The following is a 15,320-nucleotide window of genomic DNA, read 5'->3' as shown; positions in this document are numbered from 1 at the left end:
CGAGGTCAGGGATGAAGCGCTAAGGCAATTTCGTGGGTGGCGATCGCGCCTTCTCGCAGGATCTGCCAGCGTCCGTCTCCACCGGAGAGATCGACGATGGTGGTGGGCAGACTGCGTCCTGTCGGGCCGCCGTCAATGATCAGGGGAATACGGTCGCCGAGCTGGTCGCGCACGCCTGCGGCGTAAGTACACTCGGGCGCGCCCTGCAGGTTGGCTGACGTGGCGGTAATCGGCAATCCGAAGGCATCGGCGACAGTGCGGGGGATCACAGCGTCCGGGATACGGAGCGCTACGTTGCCGGTATTGGCGGTAACGCGCAACGGCAGGCGCGAACTGGCTTTGACGATGAGCGTGAGCGGGCCGGGCCAGAAGCGTTCTGCAAGGCGGTCGAAGCTGGTGTCGAGATCGCGGCCGAGCTCGTAGGCCTGATTCAGGTTGCCGATGAGCAGAGAGAGCGGTTTGTGTTTGAGGCGGCTCTTGATCTCATAAATGCGCTCGACGGCACGCAGGTTGACGGGGTCAACGGCGAGGCCATAGAAGGTGTCCGTTGGCATGCCGACTACTTTGCCGGTGCGCAGACAGGAGACGACATATTCGATACGTTCCGGCTCGGGTTCGTCCGGGTGAATGCGCAAAATCTCCGCAGACAAGGCAACTCCTCTTCAAATCTCAGCTTGCGTGACAGAGGGAAGCAAAGGCATGGTCACGGTAGAATCACACCCATGCAAGAGGCTTCAAACCACGCGCATATTCGCATTGTACAAAGCCGGCAGAATGCGCGCGTAAAAGATTTGCGGGCGGCGCTGAAGAAAAGCGAAAAGACCGCGTCGGGACTGATTGCGGTCGAGGGCCTGCACCTGATGGAAGAGGCGCTGCGGAGCGGGCTTCGGGTGGAGACGGTGTTTATTCGCAGCGGTTCGCTTGAGCTGCTTGGGGGATTAGGGCTGGCGGAGGATGCCGAGATTCTGGAATTGCCTGCGGATGTGTTTGCGAGCGCGGTGACGACGGAATCGCCGCAGGGAATTGCGGCGTTGGTCGCGGCTCCGGCGTTTTCTCTGGAAGATGTACTGCGTGGGGCTGCGCCGCTGGTTCTGGTGGCTGCGGGATTGCAGAACCCTGGGAATCTGGGGACGATCGTTCGCTCAGCTGAGGCTTTTGGGGCTAGTGGCGTGGTGGCGCTGCCGGGAACGGTGAGCGTGTGGAATGCTAAGGCGCTGCGGGCTTCGTCGGGGTCGGCGTTTCGGCTTCCGGTAGTAAGTGCTGACGTGTCGGAGTTGTTTGGGATGCTTCGATCGCGTGGGGTTCGGTCGCTGGCTACGGTGGTGGATCGAGGTGTTGCGGCGCAGGAAGTGGATTTGATCGGGCCGGTTGCGCTGTTTATCGGGAATGAGGGCGCCGGGCTTTCTGCGCAGTTGGTTGCTGCTTGCGATGCGCGGGTGACGATTCCTTGTCCGGGACCGGTTGAGTCGTTGAATGCCGCGATTGCGGCGAGTGTGCTGCTGTATGAGGCTTCGCGGCAGCGCGGGTGAGTAGCTCTCCCACCCTTTCGCAAACTACGCGAAAGGATGGGGCACCCAGACACCCGGATCTCTTACCCTTCGCAAAACGGTCTCCACACCCTTCGCTGCGCTCAGGATGGGCCACCCAGATCTTCGCACCCCTCCTCTTCGCTAAGTTCAGGGTCAGATGATGACTGTAGTGGAAGCGCTTACAAAAATGGTAGGCTACGGGAGTTACTGGATGCGAGGGGCGCGATGAAAGGGTGTTTCGGGCGGTTGCTGATTGCCGGGTTTTCGATTCTGCTGGCGTGGGGAGTTTGCGGGGCGCAGGAGAATACGTTTCACAATCCGTTGTTGCCGAGCGGGCCTGATCCGTGGGTGATTTCGCGCGATGGCTTCTATTACTACATGAACTCGATGGGCAGCAACCTGACGATCTGGAAGACGCGGGACATCACCGACCTGGCCCATGCGGAAAAGAAGATGGTATGGAAGGCTCCGGCGACGGGACCGTATTCGCATGACATCTGGGCGCCGGAACTGCATATTTTTGACGGCAAGTGGTACATCTATTTCGCCGCCGACGAGGGGAAGAATGAGTCGCACCGGATTTATGTGCTGGAGAACTCGGCCAGCGATCCGCTGGAGGGCGAGTGGGTCTTCAAAGGGAAGGTGGGGGACGCGACGGACAAGTGGGCGATCGATGCGACCGTCTTTGAAGACAGGGGCAAGAAGTATATTGTCTGGTCGGGATGGGAAGGCGATACCGATGGCGAGCAGCGCATCTATCTTGCGCACCTGAAGAATCCGTGGACGGTCGATTCGAAGCGGGTGATGCTGTCGTATCCGAAGTATCCATGGGAGCATGTGGGCGATCTGCTGGACCGCCCGGAGATGCCGCATGTGAATGTGAACGAGGGGCCGGAGATATTGCAGCATGGCGACGATATTTTTCTCGTTTACTCAGGATCTGCCTGCTGGACCGACTATTACGAGCTGGGCGTGGTGCGGGCGAAGTCGGGGGCTGATCTGCTGAATCCGGCGTCGTGGACGAAGTACGACCATCCATTTTTCAAGCAGGACCGCGAAGCGCATGTTTTTGGGCCGGGGCATAACGGATTTTTCAAATCGCCGGACGGGAAGCAGGATTGGATTATCTATCATGCGAATCCGGAGTCGCAGCAGGGGTGCGGAGGGCATCGCTCGCCGCGGATTCAGCCCTTTACCTGGAATGCGGATGGAACGCCGAATTTCGGCAAGCCGATTGCGACGGATGTCGCGATTCCCAAGCCTTCGGGACAGCAGTAGGGATGTGGATAGCGGATTCCATGGGGAATCTGCCATCATCTAACACAGCACGATGAGTCTCTTTGGCAGTACTCCCGATTTGAAAACGGTTTCGAAGACAGCGCCGCTGGCGGAGCGGATGCGTCCGCGCACGCTCGATGAGTATGTGGGGCAGGAGCACCTGATCGGGCCGGGCAAGCCGCTGCGCGTGCAGATTGAGCGCGACGATGCTTCGTCGATGATCTTCTGGGGACCTCCGGGTGTAGGAAAGACCACGCTGGCGAAGATTATTGCGGAGACGACGAAGGCAAGCTTCATTGAGTTTTCCGCCGTGCTCTCCGGCATTAAAGAGATCAAGCAGGTGATGGCCGATGCGGAGAAGGCTTCGACGTATGGCTCGCGGACGATCCTGTTTGTGGATGAGATTCATCGCTTCAATAAGGCGCAGCAGGATGCGTTTCTGCCTTACGTCGAGCGCGGCACGATTCGCCTGATTGGCGCTACGACGGAGAATCCTTCGTTTGAGATTATTTCGGCGCTGCTGTCGCGGTGCCGGGTTTACACGCTGAAGGCGCTGACGGATGAGCAGATTCGCGCGCTGCTTGAGCGGGCGCTCAATGATGAAGAGCGTGGGTTGGGGTCGCTGCATGTTGCGGCGGATGACGACGCGCTGGAGATGCTGGCTGGCTATGCCAACGGCGATGCTCGCAACGGTCTCAATGGGCTGGAGGTGGCGGCTCGGCTGGCGCAGTCGGCGAAGAGCCGCATTACGAAAGAGCTTGCGACCGAGGCGTTGCAGCAGCGGGTTCTGCTCTACGACAAGAAGGGTGAAGAGCACTACAACCTGATTTCGGCGCTGCATAAGTCGGTGCGCAACAGCGATGCCGATGCTTCGCTCTACTGGCTGGGGCGCGTGCTGCAGTCGGGCGAAGACCCGATGTATGTGGCGCGGCGCGTGATTCGCATGGCGGTCGAAGATATCGGGCTGGCTTCACCGGAGGCGCTGAATCTCTGCTTGTCGGCGCGGGACGCGATGGATTTTCTGGGCTCGCCGGAGGGCGACCTGGCGCTGGCGCAGGCGGTGGCATATCTGGCACTGGCTCCGAAGTCGAATGCGCTTTATACGGCTTATGGCGAGGTGTTGTCGGATATCGAGACGACACGGGCTGAGCCGGTGCCGTTGCATCTGCGGAATGCTCCGACGGGATTGATGAAGGCTCTCGATTACGGCAAGGGCTATAAATATGCGCACGATGAGGCCGGGCGCGTGGCTGATATGGAATGCCTGCCGGAGAGTCTGCGCGGGCGGACTTACTATCATCCGACGGCGGAAGGGCGCGAGAAACTGCTTTCGCAACGGATGGAGGAGATTCGGCGTATCAAGGAAGAGAAGCGCTGATTTTCAGGTTGACAAATTATCTCTGAAGTTTTCTGGTATCCCACCCTTTCGACCGCTCGTGAACAAATCTCAAGGCAACCGTCATTCTGAGCGCAGCGAAGAATCCATGTGCGTGCTGGACCTATTTTTTTGTCCGGGAGTTTTCGAGCAAATTTCTTATTATCTGCGAGGAACTTGCAAATGAGTGCAGCAGGGAAGAATTTGCATGGATTCTTCCTCCCTCCGGTCGTCAGAATGACGGCGCACTTTTATATGACGGGAAACGATCTATTCAGCGCCGCTGTACTTCACTGAGCATCCATAGGGACGCGTGAATGACGTTGCTACCGGCTGGCCGGACATGGACTCTGTCAGTGCTGCGGAGATGTAATTCTTTGAGGACTTGATGTCGCTCGGGTCCGTCGTCGCGTGATCGTCAATGGCTCCGGCGTAGATGATCTTGCCCGATGGATCGATGACGAACATGTGCGGCGTTGTCCTGGCCTCATATTCGTGGCCGATGATGCCGCTTGGATCGAGCAGCGCGGCGGTGGGCGCAGCGTTTTCCTTCTTGATGTAGGCATTCTCTTCGACGCCGGTCATGTATCCCTGTTCACCCTGCGCGGAGGAAAGCACCGTGAGCCATACGACTCCCTTAGCTGTCCATTCTTTTTGCAGCGCCTGCATGTTGCCGCTCTCGTAGTGTTTCTGCGTGAAGGGGCAACCGTTGTTCGTCCATTCGAGGACGACGTATTTGCCGTGGTACTCGGAGAGCTTGTGAGTTTTGCCGTTGGTGTCTGTCCCGGTGAAATCGGGCGCGGGCCTACCGACCCGGACGGCGAAGGCGGAAAAGGATACGGCGAGTACTGTTGCCAGCGTGCACAACGACCAGAGAAGCTTGCGATTCATAAAAACACCTCGCGAAGAAGGCCCGGTTACGTGCAGATATTTATTTTGACGCGGAAAATCGAAATTAGTCTAGCGTGGCGGTGGGACCGCCACGCTATATCGGATGATTACTTCTTTAGGGGCACGGCGGTTGGGTTACGGTCGGAGAATTGCAACTGGTGCCAGTAGGGATAGATCGGAGTTACAGCGCTGGCTTCATCCAGTTTCGTGACTTGCTCGGGTGTGAGATTCCAGTCAGCGGCGGCGAGATTCTGCTTTAACTGCTCTTCATTACGTGCGCCGACGATGACGCTGGCGACGGTAGGCCGCTGAAGCAGCCAGTTCAGTGCGACCTGCGGGATGCTTTTACCGGTTTCCTTGGCGATGGCGTCGAGTGCGTCGACTACGTTGTAGAGGTATTCATCTGCAACCGGCGGGCCTTGCTCGGAGGTCTTGTGCAGACGGCTGGTTTCGGGCAGCGGATGGCCGCGGCGAATTTTTCCGGTAAGGCGGCCCCATCCAAGCGGGCTCCAGACAAGGGCAGAGACGCGCTGATCGACGCCGAGGGGCATCAGCTCCCACTCGTATTCGCGGCCTACGAGCGAGTAGTAGACCTGGTGCGCGACGTAGCGCGACCAGCCGTAGCGCTCGGAGATGGCGAGGGACTTCATCAGGTGCCAGCCGGAGAAATTGGAGCAGGCGATGTAGCGGACCTTGCCCTGATGCACGAGCGTGTTCAGTGTGTCGAGGGTCTCTTCGATGGGCGTTGTCGCGTCGAAGGCATGCATGTGGTAGATGTCGATGTAGTCGGTACCGAGGCGCTTGAGGCTGGCTTCGCATTGCTGGATGAGGTGGTAGCGGGAGGAGCCGAGATCGTTGGGGCCGTCGCCCATCTTGAAAGTGGCTTTGGTAGAGATGAGCAGCTTGTCGCGCTTGCCTTCTATGGCCTTGCCCAGCACTTCTTCAGCTAAGCCGGTCGAGTAGACATTTGCTACGTCGAAGAGGTTGACACCCGCATCCAGACACAGGTCGACGAGGTGTTTGGCTTCGGCCACATCCGTCGAACCCCATGCTTTGAAAAATTCGTTGCCGCCACCAAAGGTTGCTGCGCCAAAGCTGAGCGCAGACACCTTCAGTCCTGAATAACCTAGCTGTCTGTATTCCATGCACAACTAGATGCGCGACGCAGTCAGCACGGCTCAAATCACTGAATCAAAAATGATTCTGCGTCGGTGCTTTGTTATTTTCCTTTTATGTTCAGGTTTTCATGGAAATTTTCGAAATATGCCGGGATCATCGCGTGCGTGGGTGCAGGCTTCTTTTCGCTGGCGGCTCAGGACGGAGGAGTCGGCTCCGATGCTCATCGGCTGAAGACCGGAACTTTTATTTATCGAACGATGAGCGGCGGGAAAGAAGAAGGGCAAAGCCGCATCGCCATTCAAACGAACGCAGAAGGGAACTTCGCATTTTCTGCGAACATTACGGGCGCCTTCGATCAGAGCTGGGAATCGGTAGCCACGGCTCAGTTTCGCCCTGTCTCTGCCAATCTTTCGTTTGGAGGGAAAGAAGGGCGGAAGCAATCATTCGACCTTAAATACAGTGATGGACACGTGACCGGCTTTGCGGCTGCTCGAAGAACTTCACCCGCTCGTGCGATTGACGACGCTGTGCCGGTGAATGTGGTCGATCAGCGAATCGACTGGGCGGCCGTGATAGCGAGCGATCTCGAAGCGGGGAATGATTTCCGATTCGAAGTCTACGATCCCTGGACGAGGATCAGTAAAGCGGTGGCGCACGTCGGGCCGGTGGAACGGGTGCAGGTTCCGGCTGGAACTTTTGCCGCTTATCGAGTAGCTTACCGCATTGAGAAGAGCACCGGCGCGGAGACCTACCAGGTGCTGGCAAGCGAAGAGGTTCCGCGCGTCATGGTGCGTGAAGATTTTCCCGATGGCGCGATCGCCGAACTCGTTCAGATCGAGCCTTGATTTTTAGAGATCTACCCTATCGCTTATTGAATGGCCTGAAATATCTCAGCGATTCTTCGCCGCTCAGAATGAAGTGGATATGAGTGCGAATTATCGAAGCGGCGGCAGCGCCTGGGGCTGTTGTTTCGGCTTCGGTTTTCGAAAGGCGTAGACCACTGCAAGCAGCGGCGGAGCAAGCAGCACTCCCCAAAAGGGGATGATAATGCCGAGCACGATCGGGGCGAAGATCGATGCCCAGATGGGAACTCTTGCCGAGCGCTTCATCAGGGCAGGCTGCAACAATAGCTGGTCCACAACCACAATGACGGCGTAGAGACCGAGAACGAAACCGAGGCGCTCCAGGTCTTTTCCGGTTACGAGAATGCAGAAGACCGGACCGATGAGGGCGATGACGCCGCCGAAGTTAGGAATGAAGGTCATGAGGCCACCCAGCAGCGCCCAGACGGCGAAGAGCGGCACATGCAGGAGCCACAGACCGATCAGCCACATGACGGCAACACACAAAGCTTCGATCGAGACGGCCCGCCACCAGTTCACCAGGGCAGTTCCCGCCGTGCGTCCGCTCGTCTTCAGATCAAAGCTGCCCATGAGTGTCCCCAAGTATGCTTTAGATTCATCACTTCTGGCAAAGGATTGTCTTTTCCGTGGGAACCATTCGGATATGGCGAGGCCAGAATTGCCTCATCCTGCGGGCCATCAAAGTCCTTGCGAAGGCATCGCAACTGTAACTCCTTATTGATGAGGAATTCGAGGCGAATCCGGGCCAAAACTGCTAGCCTAGAAGTATGAAATTCGGTGTTCTCGTCTTTCCCGGTTCCAACTGCGACCACGATACCTACAACGTCATTTCCGAAATCGCCAAACAGCCGGTGACGATGCTCTGGCACGACTCGCCGAACCTGGAGAATTGTGACGCCATTCTCGTGCCGGGCGGCTTTGCCTACGGCGACTATCTCCGCACCGGAGCGATTGCGCGCTTTTCGCCGGTGATGCAGTCGGTGAAGAAATTCGCGGCAGATGGCGGCGTGGTGCTGGGAATCTGTAACGGCTTCCAAATCCTTACAGAAGCGGGACTTCTGCCAGGTGCGTTGATGCGCAACGCCGGGCTGAAATATATCTGTAGGCAGGTTTATCTCCGCACGGAAACGACCAATACGCCCTTTACCGGCACGCTGAAAAAGGGTGAAGTACTGAAAATTCCCATCGGACACATGGACGGCAACTACGTTTGCGACGCGGAGACGCTGGCCGCGCTTGAACGTGACGACCGGATCGTTTTCCGCTATTCGACGGCGCAGGGCGAGATTTCTCCGGAAGCGAACCCGAACGGATCGCTTGGCAATATTGCCGGCATTTTGAACGAAGGCCGGAATGTACTCGGAATGATGCCGCATCCGGACCGTTCTTCGGAAAGCCTGCTCGGTTCAGCTGATGGGTACAGGATTTTTGCATCTATGGTCTTAGCACTTCAGCAAAATGAAAGCCGGTCCCCGGCAGTTCAGGAAGTTGCTGCTCGTTAGGGGAAGTGGACAGTAAATGATCGATATTCATCACCATTTGCTTTTTGGACTAGATGACGGCTCCACGGATATAGAAACCTCGGTCGCGATGGTAAAGATGGCTGCAGAGGATGGCATTACGCACATCGTCTGCACTCCCCATGCCAACCACCGCTATCATTTCGACCCAGCTGTCAACCGACAATTGCTGGAAGAACTGCGACAGCATGTGAACGGACAGGTCACTCTGGGTTTGGGCTGCGACTTTCATCTGTCGTTCGATAACATCGAAGACTGCCTTGAAAATCGGACCAAGTACACGCTCAACCAGAAAGACTATCTATTGGTGGAATTTGCCGACCTGGTGATTCCGCCGAGTATGACCGAGACGTTCTACGAGATGAAAGTCGCTGGATTGCATCCCATCATCACGCATCCGGAGCGCAATCAGACGATCCAGAGGCACCCGCGCCGCATGATCGATTGGCTTCGCGGCGGCTGCCTGGTGCAGGTAACGGCCTCGTCGCTCACCGGGCGTTTTGGACGTACCGCGCAGGCAATGGCTTTCGATTATCTCGACAAGAACTGGGTCCACTTCATTGCGAGCGACGCACATAATCTCACCTCCCGGCCGCCGGTGATCAGCGAAGCTTACAAGGTGATCGCGAACAAATACGGAAAAGAAACAGCTGAGCGTCTCTGCGTCTCGAATCCACGCGCGGCTTTCGAGGGCGCACCTTTCCCATCGCAGCCTGAGATGACCGGACTTTACGACGATCGGGAACCGCGCCCAAAAGGTCTGCTGAGCCGGTTATTTTCCTTTGCGAAGTAGTGTATGAATGTGTTCATTTGCGGACATTGCCGTCCAAAAATGAACACATTTAGATTAAGTATTGCCTGTAATTAGCTCATCTAGCGCAATTTATGATCTTCGGGAACATGGCAGCCTGCATGCACGTAAGGCAATAAGAGGATTTTTCATGCAAACTCTTCGCCAAGACATTTCCTACGCGCTGCGCCAGATGCGGCTATCGCCTGTGTTTACGCTTACAGCGATGCTCACGTTAGCGCTCGGAATTGGCGCGACGACCGCAATTTTTTCGCTGATCCATACGGTCATGCTGAGATCGCTGCCGGTGGTCGACCCCTCAAGCCTGTACCGCATTGGCGCTGGCAACGATTGCTGCGTGGAAGGCAGCCCACAGGAAAACTGGGGCATGTTTTCGTACCCTTTTTATCTCCGTATGAAGGAAAATACGCCCGAATTTTCTGAATTGGCTGCATTTCAGGCGGGTGGATCGACCATAAGCGCGCGCAAGGGCGAGAGCGATCGCATGGCCAAGCCTCTGCGCGGCGAATTTATCAGCGGCAATTATTTTTCTACCTTTGGAGTAAGCGCGTTCGTGGGGCGGACCATTATCGCCTCCGATGATCTGCCCTCATCGTCTCCGGCGGCCATGCTGAGTTATCGGGCGTGGCAGGAGCAGTATGGGGCAGATCCCAAGATCGTTGGGGCTTCATTTATCCTCGACGGGCATCCGTTCACAATTGTGGGAATAACACCTCCGGGATTTTATGGCGAAACGCTGCGTAGTGATCCACCGGAAGTCTACCTTCCCATTCAGCAGGAGCCTCTCTATCGAGGCAGCAACTCGCTGCTGCACAAATTTCCGGCCTGGCTGCGGGTCATCGGGCGCGTGAAGCCGGGTGCGGCTATTGGCGGTACGCCGAGCCGGCTGACGAATCTGCTGCGGCAGTGGATTGTGAACGAAAGCGGCATGCCGCCGGAGTGGATGGCTGGAATCAAAGCCATGCTGCCGAAGCAAAACATCAAGATTGTTCCGGCAGGCACCGGCGTGGCGACCATGAAGGAGAACTACGGGGAAAATCTGCGGATTCTTCTTACCGTCTGTGTCCTGGTTCTTTTGATCGCCTGCGCTAATATTGCCAATCTGTTGCTGGCGCGAGGTGCCGCGCGGCGCGCACAGACCTCGGTCCGTCTCGCGCTGGGCGCATCGCGGCAGCGGCTGATTCGTCAATCGCTCACGGAGAGCCTGGTGCTTTCTGTCTTTGGCGGATTGGCGGGACTGGCCATTGCGTATCTGGGCGTGAAGGTGATCGTGGCGCTGATCTTTCGCGGAGCGAAGTATGTTCCGATCGACGCTGCTCCATCGTGGCCGATACTGGGCTTTGCCTTTGGCTTATCGCTGCTGACGGGCATATTATTCGGGACCGCTCCGGCATGGTTTGCTTCGCATGCTGATCCGGCAGAGGCATTGCGCGGCGCAAACCGCAGCACGCACGATCGGTCCTCGCTTTCACAGAAAATTCTGGTCATCGTTCAGGCTACGCTGTCTGTGGTTCTGCTGGCTGGCGCCGGTCTGCTGACGCGCAGCCTGCAGAAGATGCAGCATCAGGAGCTTGGATACGATACCAATCACCGGGCGTTGATCAGCCTGACCGGACCTTTCTCGTCGTATCCGGTGCCAAAACTCGACGCCATGTACCGCGAGCTGCAAGACAGACTTGCGCATATTCCCGGCGTGGAAAGTGCCGCGCTGGCTCTCTATGCTCCGTTGCAGGACAACTGGGGCGAGATTGTAATTCGCCAGGGACATGGGATGCCGAACATGAATGAGGACATCGGTTCCTCGTGGGATCATGTCGCACCCTCCTATTTCCAGACGCTGGGTCAGCATATCGTGCGAGGACGTGGCCTCACGGAAGAGGACACGGCTTCAACACAGAACGTGGCGGTGGTCGACGAAACGTTTGTGAAGAGATTCTTCAAGCCCGGCGAAGAACCGCTGGGCTCGTATTTCGGTCTGGACTTGCCGCAGTACGGCGCTACGTACAAAATCGTCGGTGTGGTGCGTAATGCGAAGTACATGTGGGGCAGCCTGTACGGCACCGAACCTCCGCGACCGATCTTCTTTGTGCCGCTGGCGCAGCGCGTGCATTATGACGCACCGCTGATGCAATCGATTGACGACAGCACACACTACATCGAGGGCGCGGTCGTCAAGCTGCACGGAAGCATGGAAGGGCTGGAGCCGCAGGTTCGCCAGATTCTCAGCGACGTCGATCCCAACCTGACGCTGCTCGACATCCAGACGATGGAAGAGCATGTGGATTCGAATTTTGACCAGCAGCGCGCCGTGGCGCAGATGACGGGACTTTTCGGGGTTCTGGCGCTGATTCTGGCGGCGGTGGGACTCTATGGCGTGACTGCCTACACCGTCGAGCGGCGGACGAGCGAGATCGGCGTGAGAATGGCGCTGGGCGCGGACCGCAACAATATCGTCAAATTGGTGCTGCGCGGAGCATTCTTACAGATTGTGATTGGGCTGGCGGTTGGCATCCCTATTTCGATCGGCTGTGGCCACTTGATCGCCGCGCAACTTTACCAGGTGAAGAGCTGGGATCCGGTTGTGCTTTCGGGTTCCATTCTTGCCCTGGGCATATGTGCGCTGATCGCCAGTATCATCCCGGCGCGGCGTGCTGCTTCCATTGATCCGGTGAAGGCGCTTCGAACTGAATAGTCAGGAAAGAAAATGGCGGGACCGCTCGCATGACTGCTGCTTCTGTATCTGCGAGCGGATAGACCGCTGCCGGGTAAACGCTGCCTGCATCTGCGAGATGAGCAGCTCAGTCTACCCGCTCGTGCTTTCCATTGCCCAGGTGTCTCCAGCGGACGCCGTCTGCGTCTCGCCATATGCCTATAGGCTTGTCCGACACTCGTTGTTCTCCTTGAAAAAGCGAAGGATACGCCAGCCACGAACGGAATACGAGGCAGAAGCCGCATGATCCTGTTTCTCTCAACTCCGCATCAGCTACACTCATCCTGAATGCGAGTTTTCGGCATCGATTGCGGGACAGAATGTACCGGCTATGGCGTCGTCGAGTGGGATGATGCCCTTCGTGAGCCGCGGCTGGTTTCGCTGGGATGTGGCGGCATTCGCTTGCCGAAGAAGCAGCCGCTTTCAGAGCGGCTGGCGCTGCTTTATGCTGAATTGAATCAGCTGATAGCTGCACATCAGCCGGATGTCGTCGCGATTGAAGAGGTATTTTATTCGGTCAACGCGAAGTCTGCGTTGAAACTTGGCCAGGTGCGCGGTGTGGCGCTGCTGGCTGCGGCCACTGCCAATCTTTCTGTAGCCGAATACGCCCCTCTCACCATCAAATCGACTGTGGTGGGCTACGGATTGGCGCAAAAGGAGCAGGTTCAGTTTATGGTGGCCCGGCTGCTGCAACTGGATTGCAGGCCGGAGCCTGCCGATGCTGCCGACGCGCTGGCCATAGCCATTTGCCACATACACACCGCACAGACATTGACACTACAGAGGATCGGTCGCTGAACGATGAGGAAAATCTTCGCCTGGTTGGCGTTTTTTGGTCTGGCAGGAAGTGCGCTGATTGTCGGCGCGCAAAGCAAAACGGCACGGATTCGATTTGTTTTTGACAATCCAAACCTGCAGCCTGCAAGCTACGTGATCGACATCGGCGAAGACGGTACCGGCCACTTCAAGTCACAGCCGGGAAATGCACCTCCCCCGGACGCGGAAGGTGTGATGCCGCAACCTTTCAGTTCCGATATCAAAATTGAGGAGCCGCTGCGCAGCCTGCTGTTTAAGACGGCGCGTTCGCATAATTATTTCAATGTCGCCTGCGAAAGCACCAAGGTAAAAGTGGCTTTTACGGGGAAGAAGGCTCTCCAATATGCAGGGTCGGATGGAGACGGGGCCTGTACCTTTAACTGGTCACGCGACCAGCAGATCATGAAGATTTCCGATGACCTGATCGCCGTGGCTTTCACTCTGGAAGAGGGACGGCGGTTGACAGTGGAGCATGAGCACAGCCGGTTAAGCCTGGATGCTGAGCTCGAGTCGCTTCAGGACGCGGTGAAAGCAGGCAGGGCACAGCAGGTGCAGAATATCGCTCCACAGTTGCAGGCGATTATCGCCGACGAGCAGGTGATGGAACGGGCCCGCAGCCGGGCGCGTCAATTGCTCGGCGGGAGCGGCGGCGCAGGCTGAAATCTTTTGCAACTTTGGCTTTTACAGGCGCGTCTGGATGTAGTTAAAACAGTTTCACAAAAAGTAGAGACTATGGCGTGGTTGAAGTGATCTAATTATTTGGCAAACCAAGGGTCTGGAAGGAGGTGTCGCATGCGGCACCTGGATGGTTCGAAGTCTCGTCTCATCTTTCACCTGCTTCTCGCATCTGTTCTCGCCCCCGTTACATTTTCACAAGGAACCAACAACGTCCGCGCGGTCCGTATCAGCCATGTGGAAGGCACGGTCCAGTTACTGGATGACAAAGGCGTCGTTTTCGATCAGGCGCATGTCAATATGCCGGTAACGCAGGGCATGCACATCAAGACGGGCGACGATGGCCGCGTAGAAATCCAGTTTGAAGACGGCAGTGTGGCCCGCGCTACCCCCAACAGCGCCATCAACTTCACGCAGTTACAGCGCTCCAGCGACGGCAACACTATCACCCGCCTTCAGCCGGTCACAGGCCTTACCTATTACGAATTCAATAATCGCGGCGGCACCTACGGCGTACAGTTTGGCCCATACAAAGTAACGACCACCAAAGATACGATCTTTCGTGTCAATATCAATCAAAATCCGGTCAAGCTTGCCGTAATGCGCGGCTCGGTGCATGTGGAGACAGGCGATGAAAACGGTGTAGAGGTAGCTAAAAACCAGACGGTCACGCTGGACACGACCGATTCCTCCCGCCATGAAGTCGCGCAGTCAGTAGCGCCGGATACCGGGGATCTGTGGAATGCCGACCGTGACAAGATTGTTGGCCAGATCGGTGCGAGGGCAACCATGGCGCGCTCGCTGACCGGAAGCCCCAATGATCCGGCGTGGAACGATCTCGATTACTACGGCAACTGGTATAGCATGCCCGGCTACGGAATGGGCTGGATGCCCGCGGGCGTAGGCGCAGGCTGGGATCCTTTTGCTTCTGGCTACTGGGGCTACTATCCGTCATCCGGATATACCTGGATATCGAACAATCCCTGGGGCTGGATGCCGTACCACTGCGGCGCGTGGAACTATTTCAACGGTGGTCCGGGCTGGATGTGGTTCCCCGGCAATTGCGGATACGGAGCCTACGGAAATGGCTGGTATCCGACAGCAGCCGTGTGGAACGTTCCGCGAAAATATACCTGCCCAAAGCGTCCGGGTTCGCCGGTTCGCGGGCCTGAACCGAGACTGCCCGCCGAAAGATTGATTCCAGTCAACCGTGATCCCGGCAAGTTTCAATACCGCACAGTCGGCGGCGAAAAGCCGGTGGCAACTCACTTCAAATTTGAAGGCAAGACGCTCCAGCCGATCGAAACATCAGTGCAGCCGAGAACGACGGGACCACTGGGTGAAAGCTTCCGCGTAGCTTCAGGATCTGCCATGCCGCCGATCGCTCATTCGGGAGCGATGCCCGTACAGGGCGGCCACGGCTTATCCTTGTCGTCCGGAGCGCTGCCCGTGGCGAATCAGCCGCGCAGTACGCTTTCATCCGGGATGCCGCGGAGTACTTTTGCTGCTCCTCCGCATTTTTCGGCTCCGCCGACCTATCACGCAGCTCCCAGCAGCAGCGGCGCGATGATGAGCAGCAGCTCATCGTCAACTTCGTCCATGTCGTCGGGTGCTCACGCTTCTTCTGCTCCGTCGTTCTCCGGCGCTTCGGCATCTTCCGGTGCGGTGGCCAGCGGCGGTGGTGGAGCTCATGTTCACTAAAGCCAGCCAGTGAAGTCTGTAAGCAGGAAGGC

Annotated in this window: 14 protein-coding genes; 10 read left to right on the top strand and 4 right to left on the bottom strand. The window is 57.3% G+C overall.

Features of this window, described 5'->3' with window-relative positions:
- Window positions 1-5: 5 nt before the first annotated feature.
- Window positions 6-650, bottom strand: coding sequence for an L-threonylcarbamoyladenylate synthase (locus GSQ86_RS05280; protein ID WP_158748902.1), 645 nt, complete (start codon window positions 648-650; stop codon window positions 6-8).
- Window positions 651-722: 72 nt separating this feature from the next.
- Between GSQ86_RS05280 and GSQ86_RS05275 the strand changes: the two genes are divergently transcribed.
- The 3 genes from GSQ86_RS05275 (at window position 723) to GSQ86_RS05265 (ending at window position 4,185) form a co-directional block, all read left to right on the top strand.
- A complete protein-coding gene (locus tag GSQ86_RS05275; RefSeq protein ID WP_174239941.1) occupies window positions 723-1,529 on the top strand; it encodes an RNA methyltransferase in 807 nt (268 codons plus the stop codon).
- Between the two features lie 225 nt (window positions 1,530-1,754).
- The gene (locus GSQ86_RS05270) at window positions 1,755-2,807 is read left to right on the top strand and encodes a family 43 glycosylhydrolase (RefSeq protein WP_158748901.1); all 1,053 of its coding nucleotides are present in this window, start codon (window positions 1,755-1,757) and stop codon (window positions 2,805-2,807) included.
- A gap of 52 nt (window positions 2,808-2,859) precedes the next feature.
- Window positions 2,860-4,185 carry a replication-associated recombination protein A gene (locus GSQ86_RS05265; RefSeq protein ID WP_158748900.1) on the top strand — a complete coding sequence of 442 codons (1,326 nt, stop codon included), beginning with the start codon at window positions 2,860-2,862 and terminating at the stop codon, window positions 4,183-4,185.
- A gap of 267 nt (window positions 4,186-4,452) precedes the next feature.
- On the opposite strand, the gene GSQ86_RS05260 is transcribed toward GSQ86_RS05265, so the two are convergent.
- The gene (locus tag GSQ86_RS05260) at window positions 4,453-5,073 is read right to left on the bottom strand and encodes a thioredoxin family protein (protein ID WP_158748899.1); all 621 of its coding nucleotides are present in this window, start codon (window positions 5,071-5,073) and stop codon (window positions 4,453-4,455) included.
- 107 nt (window positions 5,074-5,180) lie between these two features.
- Window positions 5,181-6,218, bottom strand: a complete 1,038-nt coding sequence (locus tag GSQ86_RS05255) for an aldo/keto reductase (protein ID WP_158748898.1) — start codon at window positions 6,216-6,218, stop codon at window positions 5,181-5,183.
- Window positions 6,219-6,356: 138 nt separating this feature from the next.
- Between GSQ86_RS05255 and GSQ86_RS05250 the strand changes: the two genes are divergently transcribed.
- Entirely contained in the window at window positions 6,357-7,037 is a 681-nt protein-coding gene (locus GSQ86_RS05250; protein ID WP_158748897.1) for a hypothetical protein, read from the top strand.
- 90 nt (window positions 7,038-7,127) lie between these two features.
- On the opposite strand, the gene GSQ86_RS05245 is transcribed toward GSQ86_RS05250, so the two are convergent.
- Window positions 7,128-7,625, bottom strand: coding sequence for an AI-2E family transporter (locus GSQ86_RS05245; protein WP_158748896.1), 498 nt, complete (start codon window positions 7,623-7,625; stop codon window positions 7,128-7,130).
- Between the two features lie 197 nt (window positions 7,626-7,822).
- On the opposite strand from GSQ86_RS05245, the gene purQ reads away from it, so the two are divergent.
- The 6 genes from purQ to GSQ86_RS05215 all read left to right on the top strand — a co-directional run bounded on the left by purQ (window position 7,823) and on the right by GSQ86_RS05215 (window position 15,288).
- The gene (purQ, locus tag GSQ86_RS05240) at window positions 7,823-8,557 is read left to right on the top strand and encodes a phosphoribosylformylglycinamidine synthase subunit PurQ (protein WP_158748895.1); all 735 of its coding nucleotides are present in this window, start codon (window positions 7,823-7,825) and stop codon (window positions 8,555-8,557) included.
- A gap of 16 nt (window positions 8,558-8,573) precedes the next feature.
- Complete coding sequence (locus GSQ86_RS05235; protein ID WP_158748894.1) at window positions 8,574-9,368, top strand: tyrosine-protein phosphatase; 795 nt, start codon at window positions 8,574-8,576, stop codon at window positions 9,366-9,368.
- 148 nt (window positions 9,369-9,516) lie between these two features.
- Window positions 9,517-12,078, top strand: a complete 2,562-nt coding sequence (locus GSQ86_RS05230; RefSeq protein WP_158748893.1) for an ABC transporter permease — start codon at window positions 9,517-9,519, stop codon at window positions 12,076-12,078.
- Window positions 12,079-12,384: 306 nt separating this feature from the next.
- Window positions 12,385-12,894: a crossover junction endodeoxyribonuclease RuvC gene (ruvC, locus tag GSQ86_RS05225; protein ID WP_158748892.1), complete on the top strand. Its 510-nt coding sequence runs from the start codon at window positions 12,385-12,387 to the stop codon at window positions 12,892-12,894.
- 3 nt (window positions 12,895-12,897) lie between these two features.
- On the top strand, window positions 12,898-13,572 hold the full coding sequence (locus GSQ86_RS05220) for a hypothetical protein (RefSeq protein ID WP_158748891.1): 675 nt from the start codon (window positions 12,898-12,900) through the stop codon (window positions 13,570-13,572).
- A gap of 132 nt (window positions 13,573-13,704) precedes the next feature.
- Window positions 13,705-15,288 (top strand): DUF6600 domain-containing protein, encoded by a 1,584-nt coding sequence (locus GSQ86_RS05215; protein ID WP_158748890.1) that lies wholly within the window; start codon window positions 13,705-13,707, stop codon window positions 15,286-15,288.
- Window positions 15,289-15,320: the final 32 nt, after the last annotated feature.

The organism is Acidobacterium sp. S8 (assembly GCF_009765985.1).
GTDB lineage: Bacteria > Acidobacteriota > Terriglobia > Terriglobales > Acidobacteriaceae > Alloacidobacterium.
This window is presented reverse-complemented; position numbering and strand designations above follow the sequence as displayed.